Origin of the sequence: Leptospira bourretii, from assembly GCF_004770145.1 — a bacterium.
Taxonomy (GTDB): domain Bacteria; phylum Spirochaetota; class Leptospiria; order Leptospirales; family Leptospiraceae; genus Leptospira_A; species Leptospira_A bourretii.
The window spans coordinates 110822-130356 of the sequence record NZ_RQFW01000012.1 but is presented as its reverse complement, the minus strand read 5'-3'; the positions used below and the strand labels follow the sequence as shown (position 1 = coordinate 130356).

Sequence of the window (19535 nt, the reverse complement as noted above, 5' to 3'; positions counted from 1 at the left end):
AGAGGGTACCCCCATGTTTATTGCCGACTATAGTGCCAAAAATATATACGATGAGATGTTTTCCAGCGAGGGTTATCCGCGCAAAAGTTACGATTTTGTAAAAACAAAAATGGAAAGTTTGGGTGGGATCGAACTTGTAAAACGTAGTAGTTCGGCAGAGAGAGCACTCATGTCGCTTGGGATCACCTTTACTCTGTATGGTGATGGTGGAGAACAAGAACGAATTATGCCATTTGATGTGATTCCTCGTATTGTTCCAAGTGAAGAATGGATTAGTTTAGAAAAAGGACTGAAACAAAGAATCCAAGCTCTCAATTTATTTTTAACTGATATTTATGGTGAAGGTAAAATTCTAAAAGATAAAATCATTCCGAGGGATCTGATTGAGTCTAGTTCCGGATACCTTAAACAATGTATTGGAATCAAACCACCCAAAGATATTTGGATTCATATTACCGGAACAGATTTGGTTCGGGATGGCGCAGGCGCTTTCCATGTGTTAGAAGATAATCTACGTTGTCCATCTGGTGTTTCTTATGTTTTGGAAAATCGTGAAGTAATGAAACGAACCTTTCCTGAACTTTTTGAAAAATTAAACATCCGCCAGGTATACGATTATCCTTATCACCTAAGATCCATGTTAGAAAATCTAACGGATGTTGTTGATCCGGTGATTGCCGTTTGGACTCCTGGAGTTTTTAATTCAGCATATTATGAGCATAGTTTTCTGGCACAAAAGATGGGTGTGTATCTTGTAGAAGGATCCGATCTTATCGTTGAAAATCATAAAGTTTATATGAAAACAACCAAAGGCCTTCGTAAGGTAGATGTGATTTACCGAAGGATCGATGATACCTTTATGGACCAGTCAAGTTTTAGACCAGATTCTTTACTTGGTGTAAAAGGGATTTTTGAAGCATTCAAAAGAGGCAATGTAGCTCTTGCCAATGCTCCAGGAACGGGTGTTGCGGATGATAAAGTAATTTATTCTTACGTTCCCAAGATCATTAAATACTACTTAGGCGAAGATCCGATCATTCCTAATGTTCCTACTTACCTTTGTTCTGAAGAAGCCGACTTAAAATTTGTTTTGGATAACATTCATAATTTGGTGGTAAAAGCAGCCAACGGTGCCGGTGGTTATGGAATGATCATTGGCCCTAAAGCAAGCAAACAAGAACAAGAAGATTTTAAGGAATTGGTCAAAGCCGATCCAAGAAATTATATTGCTCAACCAGTTTTAAATTTATCTACGGTTCCTACTCTCATTGCGGATAAAATTGAATCTCGACACGTTGATTTAAGACCGTTTATTTTGTACGGTAAAGATATATATGTAATGCCTGGTGGACTCACTCGCGTGGCACTTCGTAAAGGATCATTAGTAGTCAATTCATCCCAGGGAGGCGGTTCAAAAGACACCTGGGTTCTAGGATAAAGGTGTTTTTATGTTAAGCCGAGTTGCAGAATCAGTTTTTTGGATGAATCGCTACATTGAGAGGGCAGAAAACTACTCAAGGTTTATTGACGTCAATCACCAGTTGTCTTTGGATTTGAATGAAGAGGTTCCTAACCAATGGTTACCTCTTGTTCATACCACTGGTGACATTGAGTTGTTTGAGAAAAGATACTCTAGTCCAAGTCCGGTCAACGTCATAAGGTTTATGACTTTTGATGAAGAGAATCCAAACTCAATTTTTCAATGTCTATCAAGGGCCAGAGAGAATGCCCGAACCATTCGTGAAAACATTTCTACTTCTATGTGGGAAGTGTTAAATGAGTTTTATCTTTTCGTAAAAGATTATCGTAAAGTGTATTTGGAAAATGCAGAAGCGCATGGGGATACATTATCAATGGGACTTTCTGAGTTCCTCAGTACAGTTCGGAAAAGTTGCCAAAGTTTTTATGGATGTTCTGATGCGACGATCTCTCATGATGAAGTTTGGAATTTTTCTTTGCTTGGAAGATTTTTAGAACGAGCAGACAAAACCACAAGAATTTTAGATATGAAGTATTTTATTCTACTTCCTTCCGTTCATGATGTAGGTTCAACATTAGATTTATTACAATGGTTGTCTCTTCTAAAATCAGCATCTGCTCATGAGATGTACAATCAAAAATACAAACGTGTGGATCCAACTGATATTGCTGAGTTTTTGATTTTGAATGAAACCTTTCCCAGGTCCATTTTCTTTTGTATCCAAGAGATGCAAGAGGCATTGGAAAAAATATCTGGCATTAAGGAAGGTTTACCAAGGAACTTAGCACAGGACGCCACTACTGTATATTTGAATCGTTTGCGATCTGAAAATATCAAATCCATTTTTGATAAAGGTCTACATGAATACCTAGATGATATTCAGATAGAACTGAATCATATAGGTTCCAAAATTGTGGAACGATTTTTTACAAACTAACTATGAGTATACGAGTTGCACTTTCCCATATCACAACCTATCAATATGATAAGTCGATAAAATTATCACCTCATGTGATCAGGCTGAGACCAGCACCGCACACTAAAAATCATATTGTTTCTTATTCTTTAAATATTTTACCGGAACAAAAATTTCTCAACTGGCAACAAGATCCATTTGGAAACTATTTGGCAAGGTTGGTGTTTCCAGAAAAAACCAATATTTTACAGGTAGCAGTTGATTTAGTTACTGATTTAAAAGTAATCAATCCTTTTGATTTTTTTGTAGAAGAGTATGCAGAGAACTTTCCTTTTACATACGATAAAGTTTTAAAAAAGGAACTCGCTCCTTACTTAAAAGTTAAAAAACCCGGGAAGTTACTTGCCCCATACTTAAAAACAATAGATATAACGCAGAAAAGAACCGTTGAGTTTTTGGTAGCATTGAATGCAAAAATTTACTCTGACGTTGGTTATGTGATCCGAATGGAGCCAGGAATCCAAACTCCAGAGTTAACTCTTTCTTCAAGAATGGGATCATGTCGAGATTCTGCTTATTTGCTTGTTCAAATTCTTAGAAATATGGGCCTTGCTGCTAGATTTGTTTCCGGTTATTTGATCCAATTAAAAGCTGATGTAAAATCTTTAGATGGTCCCTCTGGAGCTGAATCAGATTTTACAGACTTGCATGCGTGGGCAGAAGTTTATATTCCTGGTGCTGGATGGGTTGGTCTTGATCCCACTTCCGGTCTTTTTACGGGAGAAGGCCATATCCCTTTGGCGGCAACACCAGAGCCTGAGTCTGCGGGTCCAATCCAAGGTTTTGCTGAAAAATCCAAAGTTGAATTTACTTTTCATATGGGTGTGGAAAGAGTTTTAGAAACTCCAAGAGTCACTTTACCTTACCAAGAGGAAGATTGGAATCGCATCATTCGGTTAGGTGATTCCATTGACAAACGAATTCGTAAAAATGATATAAGGCTTACGATTGGTGGAGAACCAACCTTTGTTTCCACGGAAAATAGAGAAGCACCAGAATGGAGTTTTGATGCTTTAGGTTTTGAAAAATATTCTAAATCAGAACAACTCATCAAACGACTGGGAAAACATTTTGCGCCAGGTGGACTTCTGCAATATGGCCAAGGGAAATGGTATCCGGGAGAACCACTTCCGCGTTGGGCGATGATTTCTTATTGGAGAAAAGATGGAGAACCTATTTGGAGCCATCCATATCTTCTCGCCGATGATCGTTATACGGGTTCGGCAACAACTGAAGATGCAAGAAGATTCATTAGTGTACTGGGTGAATATCTACGTGTTCCGACCACATCCATTCACACTGCTTACGAAGATAATCTATACTATCTTTGGCAGGAAGCAAATTTACCTGCGGAAACTGAATCTATATTAGATGATTTAAATACTTACGATGAAATGGAACGAAAAAGAATCCTGAAAGTAGTTGATTCGGGGTTACATCGTGAAGTGGGATATACTCTGCCATTAGATTATGATGTATTAAATCAGTCTTGGAAATCGGATGAATGGATTTTTCGACGTGGGAAAATGTATCTAATTCCTGGAGATTCACCTATTGGATTAAGGTTACCTTTGCATTCGTTAGGTGGAAAACAAACATATTCTCTTCCTGAAGACCCTGCAGCTCCGAAACCAAATCTTCCAAAAGCAAAAGAACTAGGCCAGTCACCATTCTTTACAACAACTGCAAGTTATACGATAGCTGAAGAGAGAACACGCACTGCTCTTTGTGTAGAGCCTAGAAATGGAAATATAAGAGTATTTTTACCACCAATCAAATCACTAGAAGGTTGGTTACGTTTGATTTATGCGATTGAACAAACGGCTCTAGGAACAGACCTTCCGATTGTATTGGAAGGGTATGAAGCTCCTCAGGATCCAAGGTTAAATCGTTTTAAAATCACACCAGATCCGGGAGTCATTGAAGTTAATTTCCATCCATCTTCTTCTTTTGGAGAGATTGTAGAAAAAACAAAAATCCTTTATGAGGAAGCGCAACAACTTCGATTGACTGCTGAAAAATTTTTAATGGATGGTCGACACTCTGGAACAGGTGGAGGAAATCATATTACTTTGGGTGGTGCCTCTGTTGGAGATAGTCCTTTCTTAAGAAAACCTTCGCTTTTACGAAGTTTGGTGGCATATTGGCAAAATCATCCTGGTCTTTCGTATTTGTTCTCTGGAATGTTCATTGGTCCTACTTCTCAATCACCCCGAATTGATGAAGCAAGAAATGATTCATTACATGAATTAAAAATTGCATTCCAACAAATTGATTCCAATCGGCATACTCCTCCTTGGATGTTAGATCGAGTATTGAGAAATATTTTAATCGATATCACTGGCAATACACATCGAACAGAAATTTCTATTGATAAACTATTTGATCCTGGATCACCAACCGGACGATTGGGACTGATTGAAATGCGCGCTTTTGAAATGCCTCCTCATTACCAGATGAGTGTGATTCAACAAGCATTTATGATGGCAATCATCTGTCGGTTTTGGGAAGAACCTTATTATGGAAATCCAATCAATTGGAATACGGATTTGCATGACAGATTTATGTTGCCTTACTTTGTTTATCGTGACTTTAAAGAAGTGATTCTAGATTTACAAAATAATGGATTCGGTTTTTTATCAAAGGACTTTGATCCATTTTTTGAATTTCGATTTCCACAATATGGAATTTGTTATTTGGATGGAATGGAAATTGAATTGCGTATGGCCTTGGAACCTTGGAATGTTCTTGGCGAAGAGAATACTGCGCAAGGAACTTCACGTGGTGTTGATTCAGCAACAGAACGAGTTCAAGTAAAAGTAAAAGGATTTCAGCCAGATAGATATCGGTTGAGTTGTAACGGGTACGAAGTTCCGCTACAAGCAACATCCGTTCATAATGAATATGTCGCTGGCGTACGATTCAAAGCATGGACTCCTGTTTTTACTTTACATCCTCACTTACCTGCTCAACAATCTTTGGTATTCGATGTTTATGATACATGGAATCATAGAGCACTTGGTGGATGTACTTATCATGTTTCTCATCCTGGAGGTTTGTCTTACCAAACTATCCCTATCAATGGATATGAAGCAGAATCAAGAAGGATCTCACGTTTTTGGACGCATGGACATAAAATTGGAAAAAGCCTTCCACCCATTCGATTGGAAAATAAAGCCTTCCCATCAACGTTGGATCTTAGGATGGTAACATTCAAGTAGATGATGACACAAGATCCTTATCATTTAATTGGAAATTATAAAACGATTCCTGGAGTTTATGACGAACTCTATGATGCAGAAGGTCAGATCCGAAACAAATATAAGTTCTTAGTCAAATCGTTTCAAGAACTTGGGCCCGCTGAACTTGTCAATCGTAGACGTGATACGGATCGTATTCTTAGAGAGAATGGTGTCACATACAATTTATACCAATCAGACTCACCAGAAGCAAAAGAAAGACCCTGGGATTTGGATTTGTTTCCTTTGGTTATGGAAAGTGAGGAGTGGCGAGTTTTAGAAAGAGGGTTAAACCAACGCGCTGATTTACTTGATGCCCTTGTGAGAGATGTTTATTCCAAAAGACGCCTGTTATACGAGAAAAAAATTCCTCCAGAAATACTTTTAAATGAATCTTCGTTTTTACGAGCTTGTGATGGAATGTATGATTCCAATCATTTCCTAACTAAAAATCCTGCTTTATTATTTTTTGTTTGTGATTTGATTCGTGCTGCCGATGGAAATTTTTATGTTTTAAATGATCGGGTACAAGCTCCTTCGGGTTCTGGTTATTCCCTTGAAAACCGAATTGTTTTATCTCGAATTTTTCCCAGTATGTATCGTGATGCAATGGTTCATAGGGTTGCGGTTTATTTTCGTTCCCTTCGTAAATCATTAACTCAGCTTGCGGGTGTTAGTGGTCGTGAACCTGTGATTGTCCTTTTAACTCCTGGACCTTCAAATGAAACCTATTTTGAACATGCTTATCTTGCTGGATATTTGGGTTACACTCTTGTACAAGGTGAAGATCTAACGGTTAGAAAAAATAAAGTGTATATGAAAACCGTGGAAGGTTTACAACAAATCGATTTGATTTTGCGCCGCGTTGATGATGACTTTATGGATCCATTAGAACTTAGGGGAGATTCTCTTTTAGGAGTTCCTGGACTTTTAGAATCGGTTCGTTCGGGACATGTTAAAATTGCCAATCCCATTGGAACTGGATTTTTAGAAAATCGTGCACTATTGCCGTTTTATTCTGACCTATGCCGTTTTTATTTAGGGGAAGATTTAATCCTTCCTATGGCCCCCACGTATTGGATGGGAACAAAGGAACATTTTCAATTGGTATTACAAAATCCAGAGAAATATGTTTTTAAAACCGTATCTCGAACAGATGAGGAAAAACCAGTTACCTTTATTGAATTGAGTGGAGATAGGAAGGATTCTTTTTTACAAAAACTAAAACTTTCTCCCAATCGCTTTATTGCCCAAGAAATGATTGCATCGGCCACCGTACCTGTATTAGGTGAAAATGGATTTCGGCCAGGAAGAGCCATCATGAGAACATTTGTTTCTTCGTCTGGATCTGGTTACCAAACGATGGCAGGCGGATTAGTAAGAGTTTCCCCTTCTTTGGATGATTTTTTCATTACAAGCCAAAGAGGAGCTTGGAGTAAAGATCTTTGGGTGTTAGCAACGGAAACACAAAAAGAAGAGTCCTTACTTGTAGCAAAATCTGACCAGGTGATGATTTCCAGAAAAAGTTCCGGAGTGCCTAGCCGTGTAGCTGACAATCTATTTTGGTTGGCAAGATATTTGGAAAGATCAGAAAACCAAACTAGAGTTATACGTGAAGCTGTATTTAAAATTTTACAAGTAGAAGACGGTTACGAAAGAGAATCTTTAGAAAATTCATTAAAACTCGTAACTCATGTCACGAATAGTTATCCCGGATTTTTAGGTGATGATGCAAGTGAGTTATTTTTAAATCCCTTTTCTGAATTGCAAAGATTGACATCTGATCGTGGGGTTGTGGGAAGTTTAGCATTTCATTTACGTAGTTTGGTGATGGCTTCGAAGTCTGTTCGGGATCGCCTTTCTGATGATATGAAAAAGATTCTTTTGCATCTTGAAGATCAGTCAAACCATCAAATTGAATCTTATGATCAAATCATAGATTTTTTACAAAAAATTGTCGTTAACTTGTCCTCTCTCACTGGTTTATCTTTTGAAAATATGAGTCGGGAAGCCGGTTGGTATTTCCTAAACCTTGGTCGCCGAATTGAAAGATCAATCAATATGATTTTGATGTTACAAGGTATGATTCGTTGGGATAGTTTTAGAGACAAAGCCTCATTTGAAACTTTTTTAAGAATTAATGATATTCGTTTAACATACAATAGACGGTATAGTGGAAAAATTGATCAAGAATCCGTGTTAGATATTCTATTATTTGATACTACAAATCCAAGGTCATTCGCATATCAGTTGGAACAAATCAATTCCGATATTAAATTTTTACCTGGAAAAAATGACAAGGTTGTGTATTCGGAAGATCGTGCCGCATTACAATTGTATACTCACTTTAAAATGAAAGATATCTCCATTTTCTTTGAATTGGAAAATCCTTTGGAATCTGTTTCGATTTGGTTAGAAGAACTTCATAACGATTTGAAAAATTTATCTGATGCTTTGGCATCAAGGTACTTTAATTATACCGAAGAACAAACTCGAATCGGTGATGGAAATGGCTGATTTTAAGGTAATTCATAAAACCAAATACAGTTATGATGATACTGTTGCGTATTGTCATAATATGGCACATATGTATCCGTTGACATCCCCACACCAGGATTGTTTTCGGACCCATGTGACTGTGAATCCAAAACCTGTGGTTTCTTCTTTTCGTAGGGATTATTTTGGAAACCAAGTGTTTTTATTTTCGGTAGAAGATCCTCATCGTTTTTTAGAGGTAGTTGTTGAGTCAACAGTGCGTACGCATCAAACCTTAGTAATTGATTTATACAAATCCACTCCTTGGGAAAATATTTATTCGCTCATTCATGAATCAACTTTAGATGCAGATATTTTATCGATCGAATACATTCAACCTTCTTCGTTCATTGCAGCAAAAGAATCTTATTCAGAATTTGCGCGAATGTTTTTTACTGATGGAAAACCAGTGTTTGCAGCAGCATTGGAGATGACCACATATATCTACCAAACTTTTCAATACGATCCAAAAGCAACGAGTATCAACACTCCCATTGACCAAGTTTTAAACGAAAGAAAAGGTGTTTGTCAGGACTTTTCACATCTAATGATTGCCGCCTTACGGTCATTAAAGATTCCAACTCGTTATGTGAGTGGGTATTTGGAAACATTACCTCCTCCAGGAACTGAAAAATTACAAGGTAGCGATGCCACTCATGCTTGGGTTTCTGTCTATTGTCCTTTGTTTGGTTGGATGGATTTTGACCCAACGAATGGAAAAATGATTACTGAAGAATATATCATTACAGCCATTGGAAGAGATTATGCAGACGTTTCACCGTTGAAGGGGATTTTGTTTGGTGGTGGAAAACATAAACTAAAAGTCGAAGTGGACGTAATTCGCGAACAAATATGAACTTTCTGGGAGTTTTTTTCGGGAAGTCGGGATTCCGCTTGGGTTACTTGATAAGATGTGATAGAAGGAACGCATTGGGTGGCGGGTCTAGTTCCCCACCCTAGTCAGGGCGGGGATACCAAAATCCCATCTGTACCGCTCACCCCAACTTCTCTTTCCATTCCTCTTCCTTAAAACCCACCAAAAACCAACCCTCACCCACAACAAAAGGCCGCTTCACTAAATTTCCATTGGCCGAAAGTTCTTTGTAAACTTGCTCCTCAGACAGACTTCCCAATTTCTCCTTCCAATTTCCCTCTCGGTAATCTTTTCCAGAGGTATTAAAAAGTTTCTTAATATCGCCTAAGTATTGTTTTGCTTTTTTTAATTCAGCCACAGTCGGGGCTGTTTCTCGAATCGGGATTTGTAGGAAATCCACTTTTTTTGATTTCAGATATTTCAGAGCATTGCGACAGGTGCTGCATCCTGAATATTCGTAAACTTTGGGATTGGAACGACTCATAAGACTGATTTTCTTACTTACGATTTTTGCGGAAACTTTTTATTGGAACTATGTTGATCCAGAACAATATTCCGTTGGCTCCGTTCACTACGTTGCGTTTGGGTGGCAAGGCAGATTATTTCATTTCGATCAAAACAAAAGAAGACCTAGCGAAAGCTTTAGATTTTTCTAAAAGCCAAAACCAATCTTTTTATATTTTAGGTGGAGGCTCCAATACAATTTTCCGGGACTCTGGATTTCCTGGAATTGTGTTTCAAATGAATATTCCTGGAATTCGTTGTTTGGATACAAACGACGATTGTACGTTGTATCAAGTGGGAGCGGGTGTGCCGTGGGATCAATTTGTTGAATATACAGTAAAACAAGGATTAGCTGGAATTGAATGCCTGTCAGGTATCCCTGGATCTGTTGGTGCATCCCCGATACAAAATATCGGAGCCTATGGACAAGAAGTAAAAGACTCAATTGTAAATGTTGAATGTATGAACAAATTTGGAGAACTAATGACAATCTCAAATGAAGATTGTAAGTTTCGATATCGAAATAGTGAGTTCAAATCTGGAATTTATAAAGAACATATTGTCGTTTCTGTTACCTTCCAATTATCTAAATTGTCTCCACCATGTTTTCGTTATCCGGAAGTTCAAAAAGCATGGGAAAAGATTGAATTGGAAAAGTTTTCTTCTAACAGTTCAAATATATCTAGTATCGACTATAGAATTGTTCAATTGGAAGCTATTAGAAATTTGGTCATTGAACTACGGAAAAAAAAATCAATGGTATTGGATGAAAGAGATCCAAACACCCGTTCGGTGGGATCATTTTTTATGAATCCAATTTTAAATGAAAATGAGATTGTTTTATTTTTAGAAAATGCCAAAAAAAGGGGATTTGACAATCCTCCAATTTATCCAGAATCCGCTGGCTTTAAAAAACTTTCTGCAGCCTGGCTTATTGAAAATTCTGGAATTCAAAAAGGGTCAAAATATCCCGGAGGAGTGGGCATATCCGAGAACCATTGTTTAGGTCTAATCAATATAGAGGGCACAACATCTGCACTTTTAGAAATGGCAGAATCAGTGAGACAACGAGTATTTGAAACATTTTTTGTTCAATTGGAAATGGAACCGGTTGTGAGACCCTAAAAAAGATTTGGTAATTGTCGATATAACAAAGAGAATGGGGATGGAATGAATTCGAAACTTAAAAAATACCTGATTCTTTCAGGACTTGGTGTTTCCTTGCTGCTGATTTTAGCTTTGATTGGTTTTTTTGTCGTGGATGAAATCAAAGGTGGGGCTGTCGGCGATGGTCAAAATAAATATGAACTCATCATTGATTCTGGAGAACCATCTTCAAGCGTCGTTCGAGAGTTAGCTGCTGCCGGCATGATCAAATCCTCTGTGTATTTTAATTATTTGATGAAGTTCACACGAGCCGGAAACAAAATCAAACAAGGTGTTTATGATATTAATGATGGGATGAGTTCTCGTAAGATTTTGGATGTCATTATTTCTGGAAAAGTGAAACTAGTTAACTTCACAGTTCCTGAAGGGTATAACAACCGTCAGATTGGAGATTTATTAGTCTCAAAAAAACTTGCGATTTCTCGCGAAGAGTTTTTGAAAGTAACCCAAAGTCAGGCACTCCTTACAAAATATAATATCCCTGCAAAAACTTTAGAGGGATACTTATTTCCAGAAACATATTCTGTTCCTTTGAATTATCCCTTAGAAAGAATTACAGAGATGATGATCAAACGATTCTATAAAAAACTAGAATCTATTCCAGAAGCAAAGGATATCAAACCAGCAGATCTTCATTTTCGAGTTGTGTTAGCCTCCATTGTGGAAAGAGAAGCAGTAAGGAAAGAAGAACGACCAATGATGGCAGGTGTTTTCCTCACTCGCATCGAAAAAAATATCAATTTGGAATCATGTGCTACCATTCAGTATTTGTTTGATAAACCTAAAAAGAGGCTTTTTGAATCGGACCTAAAGATTGTTTCTCCTTACAATACTTATATCAATGGTGGATGGCCACCCGGACCAATTTCTAATCCAGGTTTACCGGCGTTAGAAGCCTCTTTTAAACCAATGAAATCTGATAAATTATTTTTCCTTTTAAAACCAGATGGATCTCATTATTTTTCCGCGACATTTAAAGAACATTTAGAAGCAAAAAAGAAATTTATCGATGTGTTGTATCAATAGAAAAGAAAGAGTCCATCAAAGTTTTTTTATGTGAATTGAGTATTTTAACTTATGGATGAAAACATAGTTGAACTAAATATCGCAATCGGTGGGATATCGAAGGAACTTTTGGATGTCCAAAAGGCCTTAGATGCCTATCGCAAAAAACAAAAATCAAAAGAAGCCATCGATGAAGAAGCGATTACTTTTGTGAACAAAGCAGAGCTTGTCATCGAAAAAGCAGAAAAAGGTGACCTCCAACTAACTGCTGACCAAATTCGTCGCATCAAAAGTAATCTTACAAAAATTCTAAATCGACTCAAGAATTAGCCTCATTCACCAATCCTTCATAAAACCTTCACCAGCTTGTCATTCCCTTGTAACATATAAAGAACATAGTTTTCTATAGCTAGAGGGAGAATTTTTTACAAATCCCTTTCGGGAAGACCCGCTAGCCAAACAAATTCGAATTTTTTCGAAAGAGGATTTAAAATGAAAAATTCATTCAAAAAAAGCATGGTGCTTCTTTCCATCGCGTTGATGGGATTCACTATGATTAATTGTCCAGGTGAAAAGAAAAATGATGATACCGCACTTTTGGCGGCTTTATTGTTTTCTAACCAAGGTGTTGCAGGTTCAGATCTTTGTGATGGTGTTGGTGTCCCTACTCCAACTCAAATACTTGAAGGTACGATTTCTACTGCGGTAACTGTAAGCGGTTCTGCTCTTTTAAGAGGAACAGTAAACGTAACGAACGGTGGTTCATTAACTGTACTACCTAAATCGGTAATTTACGGAGAAAGAGGATCTTCTCTTTTCGTGTACGAAGGCGGAACGATCAACGCAATCGGAACAGCAAGTAATCCTATTTGTTTTACATCTGCGGCGACTGTTGGAACACGCGCACCAGGAGATTGGGGTGGAATCGTTATCGTTGGCAACAGTGCTGTACACGCACACACTGCTCCAAACAACTCGGAAGGAATTAATCCGAAGTCTTATCCAGGTACTCTTAATGCAGTTGCAAACTTTAAGTATGTAGTTGTTGAATTTGTTGGAAATGAGGTTGCTCCTGGTAACGAGTTAAATGGTATTTCAAGTTACACAGTAACTCAAGATAGTAACTATGATTACGTTCAGATTCACAGACCATTGGATGATGGATTTGAGTGGTGGGGTGGAAACGTAAATGGTTCACACCTACTAGTTTCAGGTGGTATGGATGATGATTTTGACGTGGATGAAGGATTTCAAGGTACACTCAATCACATCATCAGTGTGAAATACCCAGAATCTTGTGGTGGAACGAAATCGACAGATCCACATGGATTTGAAATGGATGGAACAGAAGCTGGGGCTGCAATTGCTGGTCCTTCAAATCCAACTGTTACAAACTTTACTACGATTGGTCAATCCTACGCTGCTGGTGTCGGTATGCGAATCCGCGAAAGACATGCTGGAAACTTTTCCAAAGGATTGGTTTTTGGTTATATAGCAAATAACTTTCAATGTGATGTAGATACAAACCCAACTACTTGGACCAATGTAAAAGGTCAAAGTGGAAAAGGAGCAAATATCAATGGATCTTGCACTAATGTTACTAATAACACCGAAATCACTTCACTTCCAATTGTAACACTTGGAAATATTGAAACTTGCGGTATTGGAGCAACAAAACCTGACTTCACAACAACTTTTGGTGACGGTTCACTCGGTGGTGGATCTGTAGCTGAAGGTAAATGGTGGGATGGTTGGGCTGTTTTTAGAAGTAGGTAAACAAATTTAAAAAACAGCAAAAAAGGCTTCGGAATTTCCGGAGCCTTTTTTATTTTATAATAATGAAACAGAAAATACTCTTAATGCTTTTGCTAGTAAGTTTGGTATTCGCATGTAAAAAAGAAAAACAAGAATTAAATACTCAAAATGAATTACAAAGACTAAAACTAGAAGAATCTAAAAAAATTTTAACTGAAAGAAAATCATTGAATTACTCTCTTCAAGGATATTCTTCAGTGGAAGAAGCGGTCAAAAATTTTCTAATTGAAGTTCGGAAGACAAATCAAATTGAATCCGCTCAGTTAAAATCCCTAGTAGACCAAACTGAAAAAGAATTTATTCTTTATCCTAATATTCTTGGATATGGAACATCGTTGGACGTAACGCCACTGGACGATTACAATAAAATGATTCGCTCATTTGAAATACTAGCTTTAGGAAAATTAAAAGAAAAATCTTATACGGAGTCAGATCTCAAATCAATTAAGATTATGGTAAGGTCGGTGAAAGATTACGGAAAAACAAAATTCCATAAAATTGGCTTAGTGATCATTGGAACACCAAAAGGAAAAATAGAAATTGGTGAAATCCGAAGTGTGATCCAGTTAGGGAACCGTTACAAAGTAGCAATATTGGCACCGTGAATTATTACAATTCTGTAACATAAAATTAAACTCACTGTAACGCTATTAAATCACTTATCGTTTACCTCGAAGGTAGATTCAAAAATCTACCTTTAGAGATCTAAACGTATGAAATATCTAAAAATCTTCCTGATGATTGTCATTTTAACTCCACTTTCGCTCTTCGCACAGGCGACTGGTTCAATCAGTGGTGTCATCATCGATTCTGAGAACGGAGAGGCTGTCTTTGGAGCTACAATTGTAGTTCGTTCTGAGAAGAAATTTGCAAAAACTGACTTTGATGGGAAATATTCCTTATCTCTTCCTCCAGGTTCTTATGATGTCGAATTCCAAATGTATGGTTACGGTCCACAGAAACGAACTGTAAACATTGCAGCAGGAAAAAATCAATCTATCAATGTTACTTTCGGTGCGCAAACACTGGAGACAGTCGAAGTAAAAGACAGAGCATCGAATAACACTGAATCTGCTTTATTAGCACTTCAAAGAAAATCTGCTGCGGTCTCTGATGGTATCTCCCAGGAAGCGATCAAAAAAAGTCCTGATTCTAATGCTGGAGATGTAGTGCGGCGTGTAACAGGAATCACACTCATTGGTGGAAAGTATGTATTCGTTCGTGGTTTGGGAGAAAGATATTCTAATACTGTTTTGAATGAAGTTCTCATTCCTACAACAGAACCAGATAAAAGGGTTGTACCTCTAGATATATTTCCTGCATCCATCTTAAAAAATATTCGTGTAATCAAAACATTTATTCCAGAGGATCCGGCTGAATTCTCGGGTGGACTCGTAAAAGTAGAAACGCAAGAATATCCTGACAAATTCCAAATGAATTTAGGTTTGGGAATCGGTAGAAACATGAATTCCACTGGTTATGAATTCAAAACATTTGATGCCGTTGATTTTTTAGGAAGACCTAATTCTTCCTACCAACTCCCTGGAGTTGTAAATTCATTACCTGGATTTTTACCTCTTGAACCGGGAAACCGGTTCGGTGGTCTTCCGCCTAATTTCGTTAACTTAAGTTCTTTAGCATTCAATCAGCAATGGACACCAGATTCTGGAAAAGGTGGTTACGATAAAAATATCAATTTTAGTGTCGGAAATACATTTAAACTAACAGAATCAGGCCAAAGATTGGGAGTACTTTTAGGCGTTGTAAGAAGCGAGGAATATAGGATTCGAGATGAAAAATCGGCAAGATATGTTCCAAACTACGCAGGTGGAATTCAAACGTCAGATGCAACTTATCTTATACCAATCCAAAAACAAGATACCAAAGTTTATAATAAAGATACAAACTTTGCAGCAAACGTAAACTTATCTTACGAGCTCACAAAAGGCCAGCAAATCTATTTGAAAAATCTTTATACTGTTGCTTCTGATACAACGGTTCGGGATGCATTTGGTCAAAATTTTATCGATAACTTCGACTTTATTTCGCAAACAGGAATTGTAACTTCAAGAGGATTGTTAAATACCGTATTAGGAGGCGACCATGCTTTGCAATTTGGAAGTATGAATCGACCTCATAAACTAGAATGGAATGTTGCTTACTCATTAGCTAATCGTGAAGAACCCAATCTAATCCAACAGGTTTGGAGAAGAGCAAATCCAGCAAACTTATCCGATGGTTATTTCCGTTTAGGAAACAACCCCGATGGAACAAGGTTTTTTTCTTCAACGGCAGATACTGTCAGACAAGCTAATATGAAGTATTCTATTCCTTTCGAGCAGTGGAATGGATTGAAATCAGAACTCAAAATCGGTGGAATGGCACTTGATCGATTCAAAAGTTTTACCTTTAGAGAGTTTGGAAACAAATCAAACGTAGGAACTCAATACCCTGTTGATTATTTCCCTGTGCCTGGTGAAGTTGTGTATAATCCGACGGAGTACATTCAAAAATCAACTGGTGTTGCAAACAAAACTTTTTCTGAACGTCAAATCGAGCCAAATGCTTATGATGCTGAACAGAAATTACATGCACAATTTGCACAAGTCGATATGCCACTCGTTCCAAAACTAAGATTTATTGGTGGTGTTCGATTTGAAGATTCATTCCAAAAAGTAAAAACGTTTAGAACGAAAGATACAAGTTCATTGAGAAACGTTGATTACGGTTGTACAATTAATAATGAGGACGTGAGAGTTGCATTAGTAAGATCTAATATTTGTGATGCTGACAATAATGGAATCGGTGTATTAAGAAACCAAGATAGACTACCGTCTGTAAATATGGTTTGGGAAATGCACAAAGATATGAATTTAAGATTTGGTTATACCCAATCTTTAACTCGGCCAGATTTAAGAGAACTATCTCCTTTCGGTTTTACTCCATATTTCGGAGCAGATAGGATTTTTGGTAATCCTAACTTAAGAAGAACATATATTCATAACTATGATGTAAGATATGAATATTATCTTACGAATACTGATTTCTTTGGAATCGGAACGTTTTACAAACACTTATCTAATCCAATTGAAATGGTTGGATTACCCCAATCGGGAGGAATTTCTTTTAATTTCTCTTATACAAATGCTAAGGAAGCAACGATCAAAGGGGTTGAGTTAGATTACAGAAAAGAATTTTTTGATCGATTCCGTGTGGAAACAAACCTATTCTTCATTAAATCACAAGTGCAAGTTATGTCTTGGGAAGATAATGCTATGATTAAAGCAGGGGCCATTGATAAAATCAATAGGAGTGCCTCTTTTGATCCTACTAACATTTCGAGACCACTCCAAGGACAGTCTGAATATGTATACAATCTAAAATTTGATTACTTCATTACAGCAAAGAAAAACCAAACGATAGGAGTTTATTATAACTTCTTCGGTGATCGAATTTATGCTGTCGGTGCCAACGGTACTCCTGATGCCATAGAACGTGGAGTAGGAATCACGGATATTGTTTATAGTTATAAACATGATGACCGTCTTGATTTCAAAGCTGCGGCCAAAAATATCATGGATACGCGATTTAAAGTGTATCAAAAAAGTGAAGTTACTGGTGAAGATTTACTATTCTACTCTTATCGAATGGGTGTAACGTTTACTGTCGCAGCGACTTATAAGTTTTTCTAAGATTTAACAATAACAACCATCTGATCGGTTTTAAGCTGATATGATGGTTGTTAGATAAAATAAAAAATTTCCTTAATTAATAAACATTAGAAGAATTCTTTTTCAAACCAATAATCTATTCACCATATCCTATAATTGAAAGGTAACACAAAACAATTGTATTACTTTGCATAGCGAGATTCACAAGTCCACCCTCCCTATTTCCCCTCCGGATTCACAATAATCGGCAATCCATCTTTTCCATTGGGAACAAAAATCAATTTATTATTTGGATTCTCCATTGCTTTCAACTGAATGTATTTTGGTGTTAATGATTCAGAAATCATCTTTTGCGCTTTCGCTTGAGCGTCCGCTTCGATGAGAACGGCCTTCGCTCTACCATCTGCAGTGATTTGTTGAATCTCCGCATCTCGTTTAGCAATGTTAATTTCGAACTTCATTTGTTCCTGTTCTTGTTGTTTGGTGAGTTTACTCTCGATTGCTTTTAATATGGATGGACTATATTCTACGTCATCGATAATCACATCATCAATTTCGACATGTTTATCTTTTAACTTCTCAGCCAGGGACTTTTTAATTTGGGCCGAAACATTCGGTGTTTCTTTGGATATCGAAACCATATTATAAGCAGACAAAATATTTCGTATGGCTGTGCGAAATTGAGGTTTGACTACCTTCTCATAGTAACCCCTTCCAATTTCCATTTCCAATTCGTAAATTTCGTTTTCGATTGGCCGGATGATGATGGCAGCACTCACTGTAATTGTTAAATCGTCACGAGTGAGAACTTCTACTTTTTCCTGGTGACTCACCCACTGAATAGAATAAACGTAAACACTATTCCAAGGCATATAAGTTTGTACCCTGGATTCTAGGGGTTTTTGGCTAAGACCGCTACTATATGGTCGCCACATAAGCCCAACTTCACCCGGACTGATGATGGTGAGACAAGATACAAAAAATAGACTTACCGCAATTATGGGAAGGAACCGGAAACTGTTGGGAAAAATGGATCGACGTTTCATAGTTAAACCATTAGACTAAAACCGATGTTACAATTTCTATCCAGTCGATTTTTAATTTCAGCACCACTTTATTTTGTTTTTTTGGCTTTCATCGGAATGAGTGTTTCGTGTACGGAAGACGAATCTGTAGTCAAAGCTCCTAAGAGTTTGGAATTACGTCTCTTTCAGGCTGTCGACAAGGGAAACCTCGAACTAGTCAAAGAACTGTTAGCGGAAGGTGTTTCGATCAATGCAAAGGATTCCCTAGGCAATTCCTCCTTAATCAAAGCAGTTGATGAGGAAGAATTGGCGATTGCCAAATTTTTAATCCACAAAGGTGCCAACGTCAACCTTCGTAACACAACAGGTGAGACCGCCCTCTACCGCGCCGTCTATCGTGGTAATTTAGAATTAGTCAAACTTCTGGTAGAAGCCGGTGCAGAAACCAAAGTCAAAACCGTAGGTGGGGTCAGCATTGCAGAGCTGGCAGAAGAACGAGGGGAAGACGGGATCTTGAAATATCTGCGTTCGCTTAAATAGGAGTTTCCGATTTAAGTTGGTTCGAATATAAAGTGTTATGCGAAATTTGGTGCTTCGTTTTAATATTATATTGCTATATATTTGCGTGCATAAATTACTTATTCTGTGTCATTCATACAATTAAAGGAAATAAATCATGAAAATATCTGAGGTTAATATAAATGAAGAAACAGCAAGCATAGTTGGTCTTAAAGAAATTTCTATGAAGAAAGTTGGCAACACTATACTCTTAGCAGGAAAAAATGGATCAGGTAAAACACGAATCCTAAATCTTATACGTGATCAAACACTAAATTTAAACAACTTTTTTAATCAGAAACAACAAGCGACTAATCAACTAGATCAAATTAAACAGAGAATTATACAACAACCTGAACAAAAACAAAGTTTTGAGCAACAAATTCAAGCCTATCAAAACACGATTTTACAACTTGTACAACAAATATTGAAACAACCCGAACAAAAGCAAAGTTTTGAACAACAAATTCAAGCCTATCAAAACGCAATCATACAATACGAACAACAAATATCACAACAACCTGAACAAAAACAAAGTTTTGAGCAACAAATTCTACATCTTGAAAAATTGGTAAAAAAACAAATTCCCATAATAACAGAAAACGATGAAAAAAACATAATAATCGTCGATTTTGTTCCTAATTAGATTGATTTAGAGGATTGGTCAAATCAAAGCAAAGAAAATT

The 19535-nt window shown here is 37.2% G+C and carries 15 protein-coding genes; 13 read left to right on the top strand and 2 right to left on the bottom strand.

What is annotated here, in order from left to right:
• The first annotated feature begins 13 nt into the window (after positions 1–13).
• From EHQ47_RS07975 to EHQ47_RS07955, 5 genes are read left to right on the top strand one after another with little or no spacing between them, the layout of a single operon-like run.
• Positions 14–1438: a circularly permuted type 2 ATP-grasp protein gene (locus EHQ47_RS07975; protein WP_135746892.1), complete on the top strand. Its 1425-nt coding sequence runs from the start codon at positions 14–16 to the stop codon at positions 1436–1438.
• A gap of 10 nt (positions 1439–1448) precedes the next feature.
• Positions 1449–2417 (top strand): alpha-E domain-containing protein, encoded by a 969-nt coding sequence (locus EHQ47_RS07970; RefSeq protein WP_135746891.1) that lies wholly within the window; start codon positions 1449–1451, stop codon positions 2415–2417.
• A 2-nt stretch (positions 2418–2419) separates the two neighbouring features.
• Entirely contained in the window at positions 2420–5677 is a 3258-nt protein-coding gene (locus tag EHQ47_RS07965) for a transglutaminase family protein (protein WP_135776937.1), read from the top strand.
• The gene (locus EHQ47_RS07960) at positions 5678–8212 is read left to right on the top strand and encodes a circularly permuted type 2 ATP-grasp protein (RefSeq protein ID WP_135776936.1); all 2535 of its coding nucleotides are present in this window, start codon (positions 5678–5680) and stop codon (positions 8210–8212) included.
• Positions 8205–9086: a transglutaminase family protein gene (locus tag EHQ47_RS07955; RefSeq protein WP_135776935.1), complete on the top strand. Its 882-nt coding sequence runs from the start codon at positions 8205–8207 to the stop codon at positions 9084–9086. The genes EHQ47_RS07960 and EHQ47_RS07955 overlap by 8 nt, the downstream gene beginning before the upstream one ends.
• Positions 9087–9225: 139 nt before the next feature.
• On the opposite strand, the gene EHQ47_RS07950 is transcribed toward EHQ47_RS07955, so the two are convergent.
• Positions 9226–9588, bottom strand: coding sequence for a Spx/MgsR family RNA polymerase-binding regulatory protein (locus EHQ47_RS07950; RefSeq protein WP_135746888.1), 363 nt, complete (start codon positions 9586–9588; stop codon positions 9226–9228).
• Between the two features lie 50 nt (positions 9589–9638).
• Here EHQ47_RS07950 and EHQ47_RS07945 point away from each other — a divergent pair, with 50 nt between their 5' ends.
• The 6 genes from EHQ47_RS07945 (at position 9639) to EHQ47_RS07920 (ending at position 17287) form a co-directional block, all read left to right on the top strand.
• The gene (locus tag EHQ47_RS07945) at positions 9639–10733 is read left to right on the top strand and encodes a UDP-N-acetylmuramate dehydrogenase (protein ID WP_135776934.1); all 1095 of its coding nucleotides are present in this window, start codon (positions 9639–9641) and stop codon (positions 10731–10733) included.
• A gap of 45 nt (positions 10734–10778) precedes the next feature.
• Positions 10779–11801, top strand: coding sequence for an endolytic transglycosylase MltG (gene mltG, locus EHQ47_RS07940; protein ID WP_135746886.1), 1023 nt, complete (start codon positions 10779–10781; stop codon positions 11799–11801).
• 51 nt (positions 11802–11852) lie between these two features.
• Positions 11853–12110, top strand: coding sequence for a hypothetical protein (locus EHQ47_RS07935; RefSeq protein ID WP_135746885.1), 258 nt, complete (start codon positions 11853–11855; stop codon positions 12108–12110).
• Positions 12111–12332: 222 nt separating this feature from the next.
• Positions 12333–13556, top strand: a complete 1224-nt coding sequence (locus EHQ47_RS07930; RefSeq protein WP_244290261.1) for a hypothetical protein — start codon at positions 12333–12335, stop codon at positions 13554–13556.
• Between the two features lie 83 nt (positions 13557–13639).
• Positions 13640–14200, top strand: a complete 561-nt coding sequence (locus tag EHQ47_RS07925) for a hypothetical protein (protein ID WP_244290260.1) — start codon at positions 13640–13642, stop codon at positions 14198–14200.
• Between the two features lie 108 nt (positions 14201–14308).
• A complete protein-coding gene (locus EHQ47_RS07920; protein WP_135748502.1) occupies positions 14309–17287 on the top strand; it encodes a TonB-dependent receptor in 2979 nt (992 codons plus the stop codon).
• Positions 17288–17484: 197 nt separating this feature from the next.
• Here EHQ47_RS07920 and EHQ47_RS07915 read toward each other — a convergent pair whose 3' ends face one another.
• Positions 17485–18312 carry a prohibitin family protein gene (locus EHQ47_RS07915; RefSeq protein ID WP_135776933.1) on the bottom strand — a complete coding sequence of 276 codons (828 nt, stop codon included), beginning with the start codon at positions 18310–18312 and terminating at the stop codon, positions 17485–17487.
• Between the two features lie 24 nt (positions 18313–18336).
• Between EHQ47_RS07915 and EHQ47_RS07910 the strand changes: the two genes are divergently transcribed.
• Positions 18337–18831, top strand: coding sequence for an ankyrin repeat domain-containing protein (locus tag EHQ47_RS07910; protein WP_135748504.1), 495 nt, complete (start codon positions 18337–18339; stop codon positions 18829–18831).
• A gap of 136 nt (positions 18832–18967) precedes the next feature.
• The gene (locus EHQ47_RS07905) at positions 18968–19495 is read left to right on the top strand and encodes a hypothetical protein (RefSeq protein ID WP_135776932.1); all 528 of its coding nucleotides are present in this window, start codon (positions 18968–18970) and stop codon (positions 19493–19495) included.
• Positions 19496–19535: the final 40 nt, after the last annotated feature.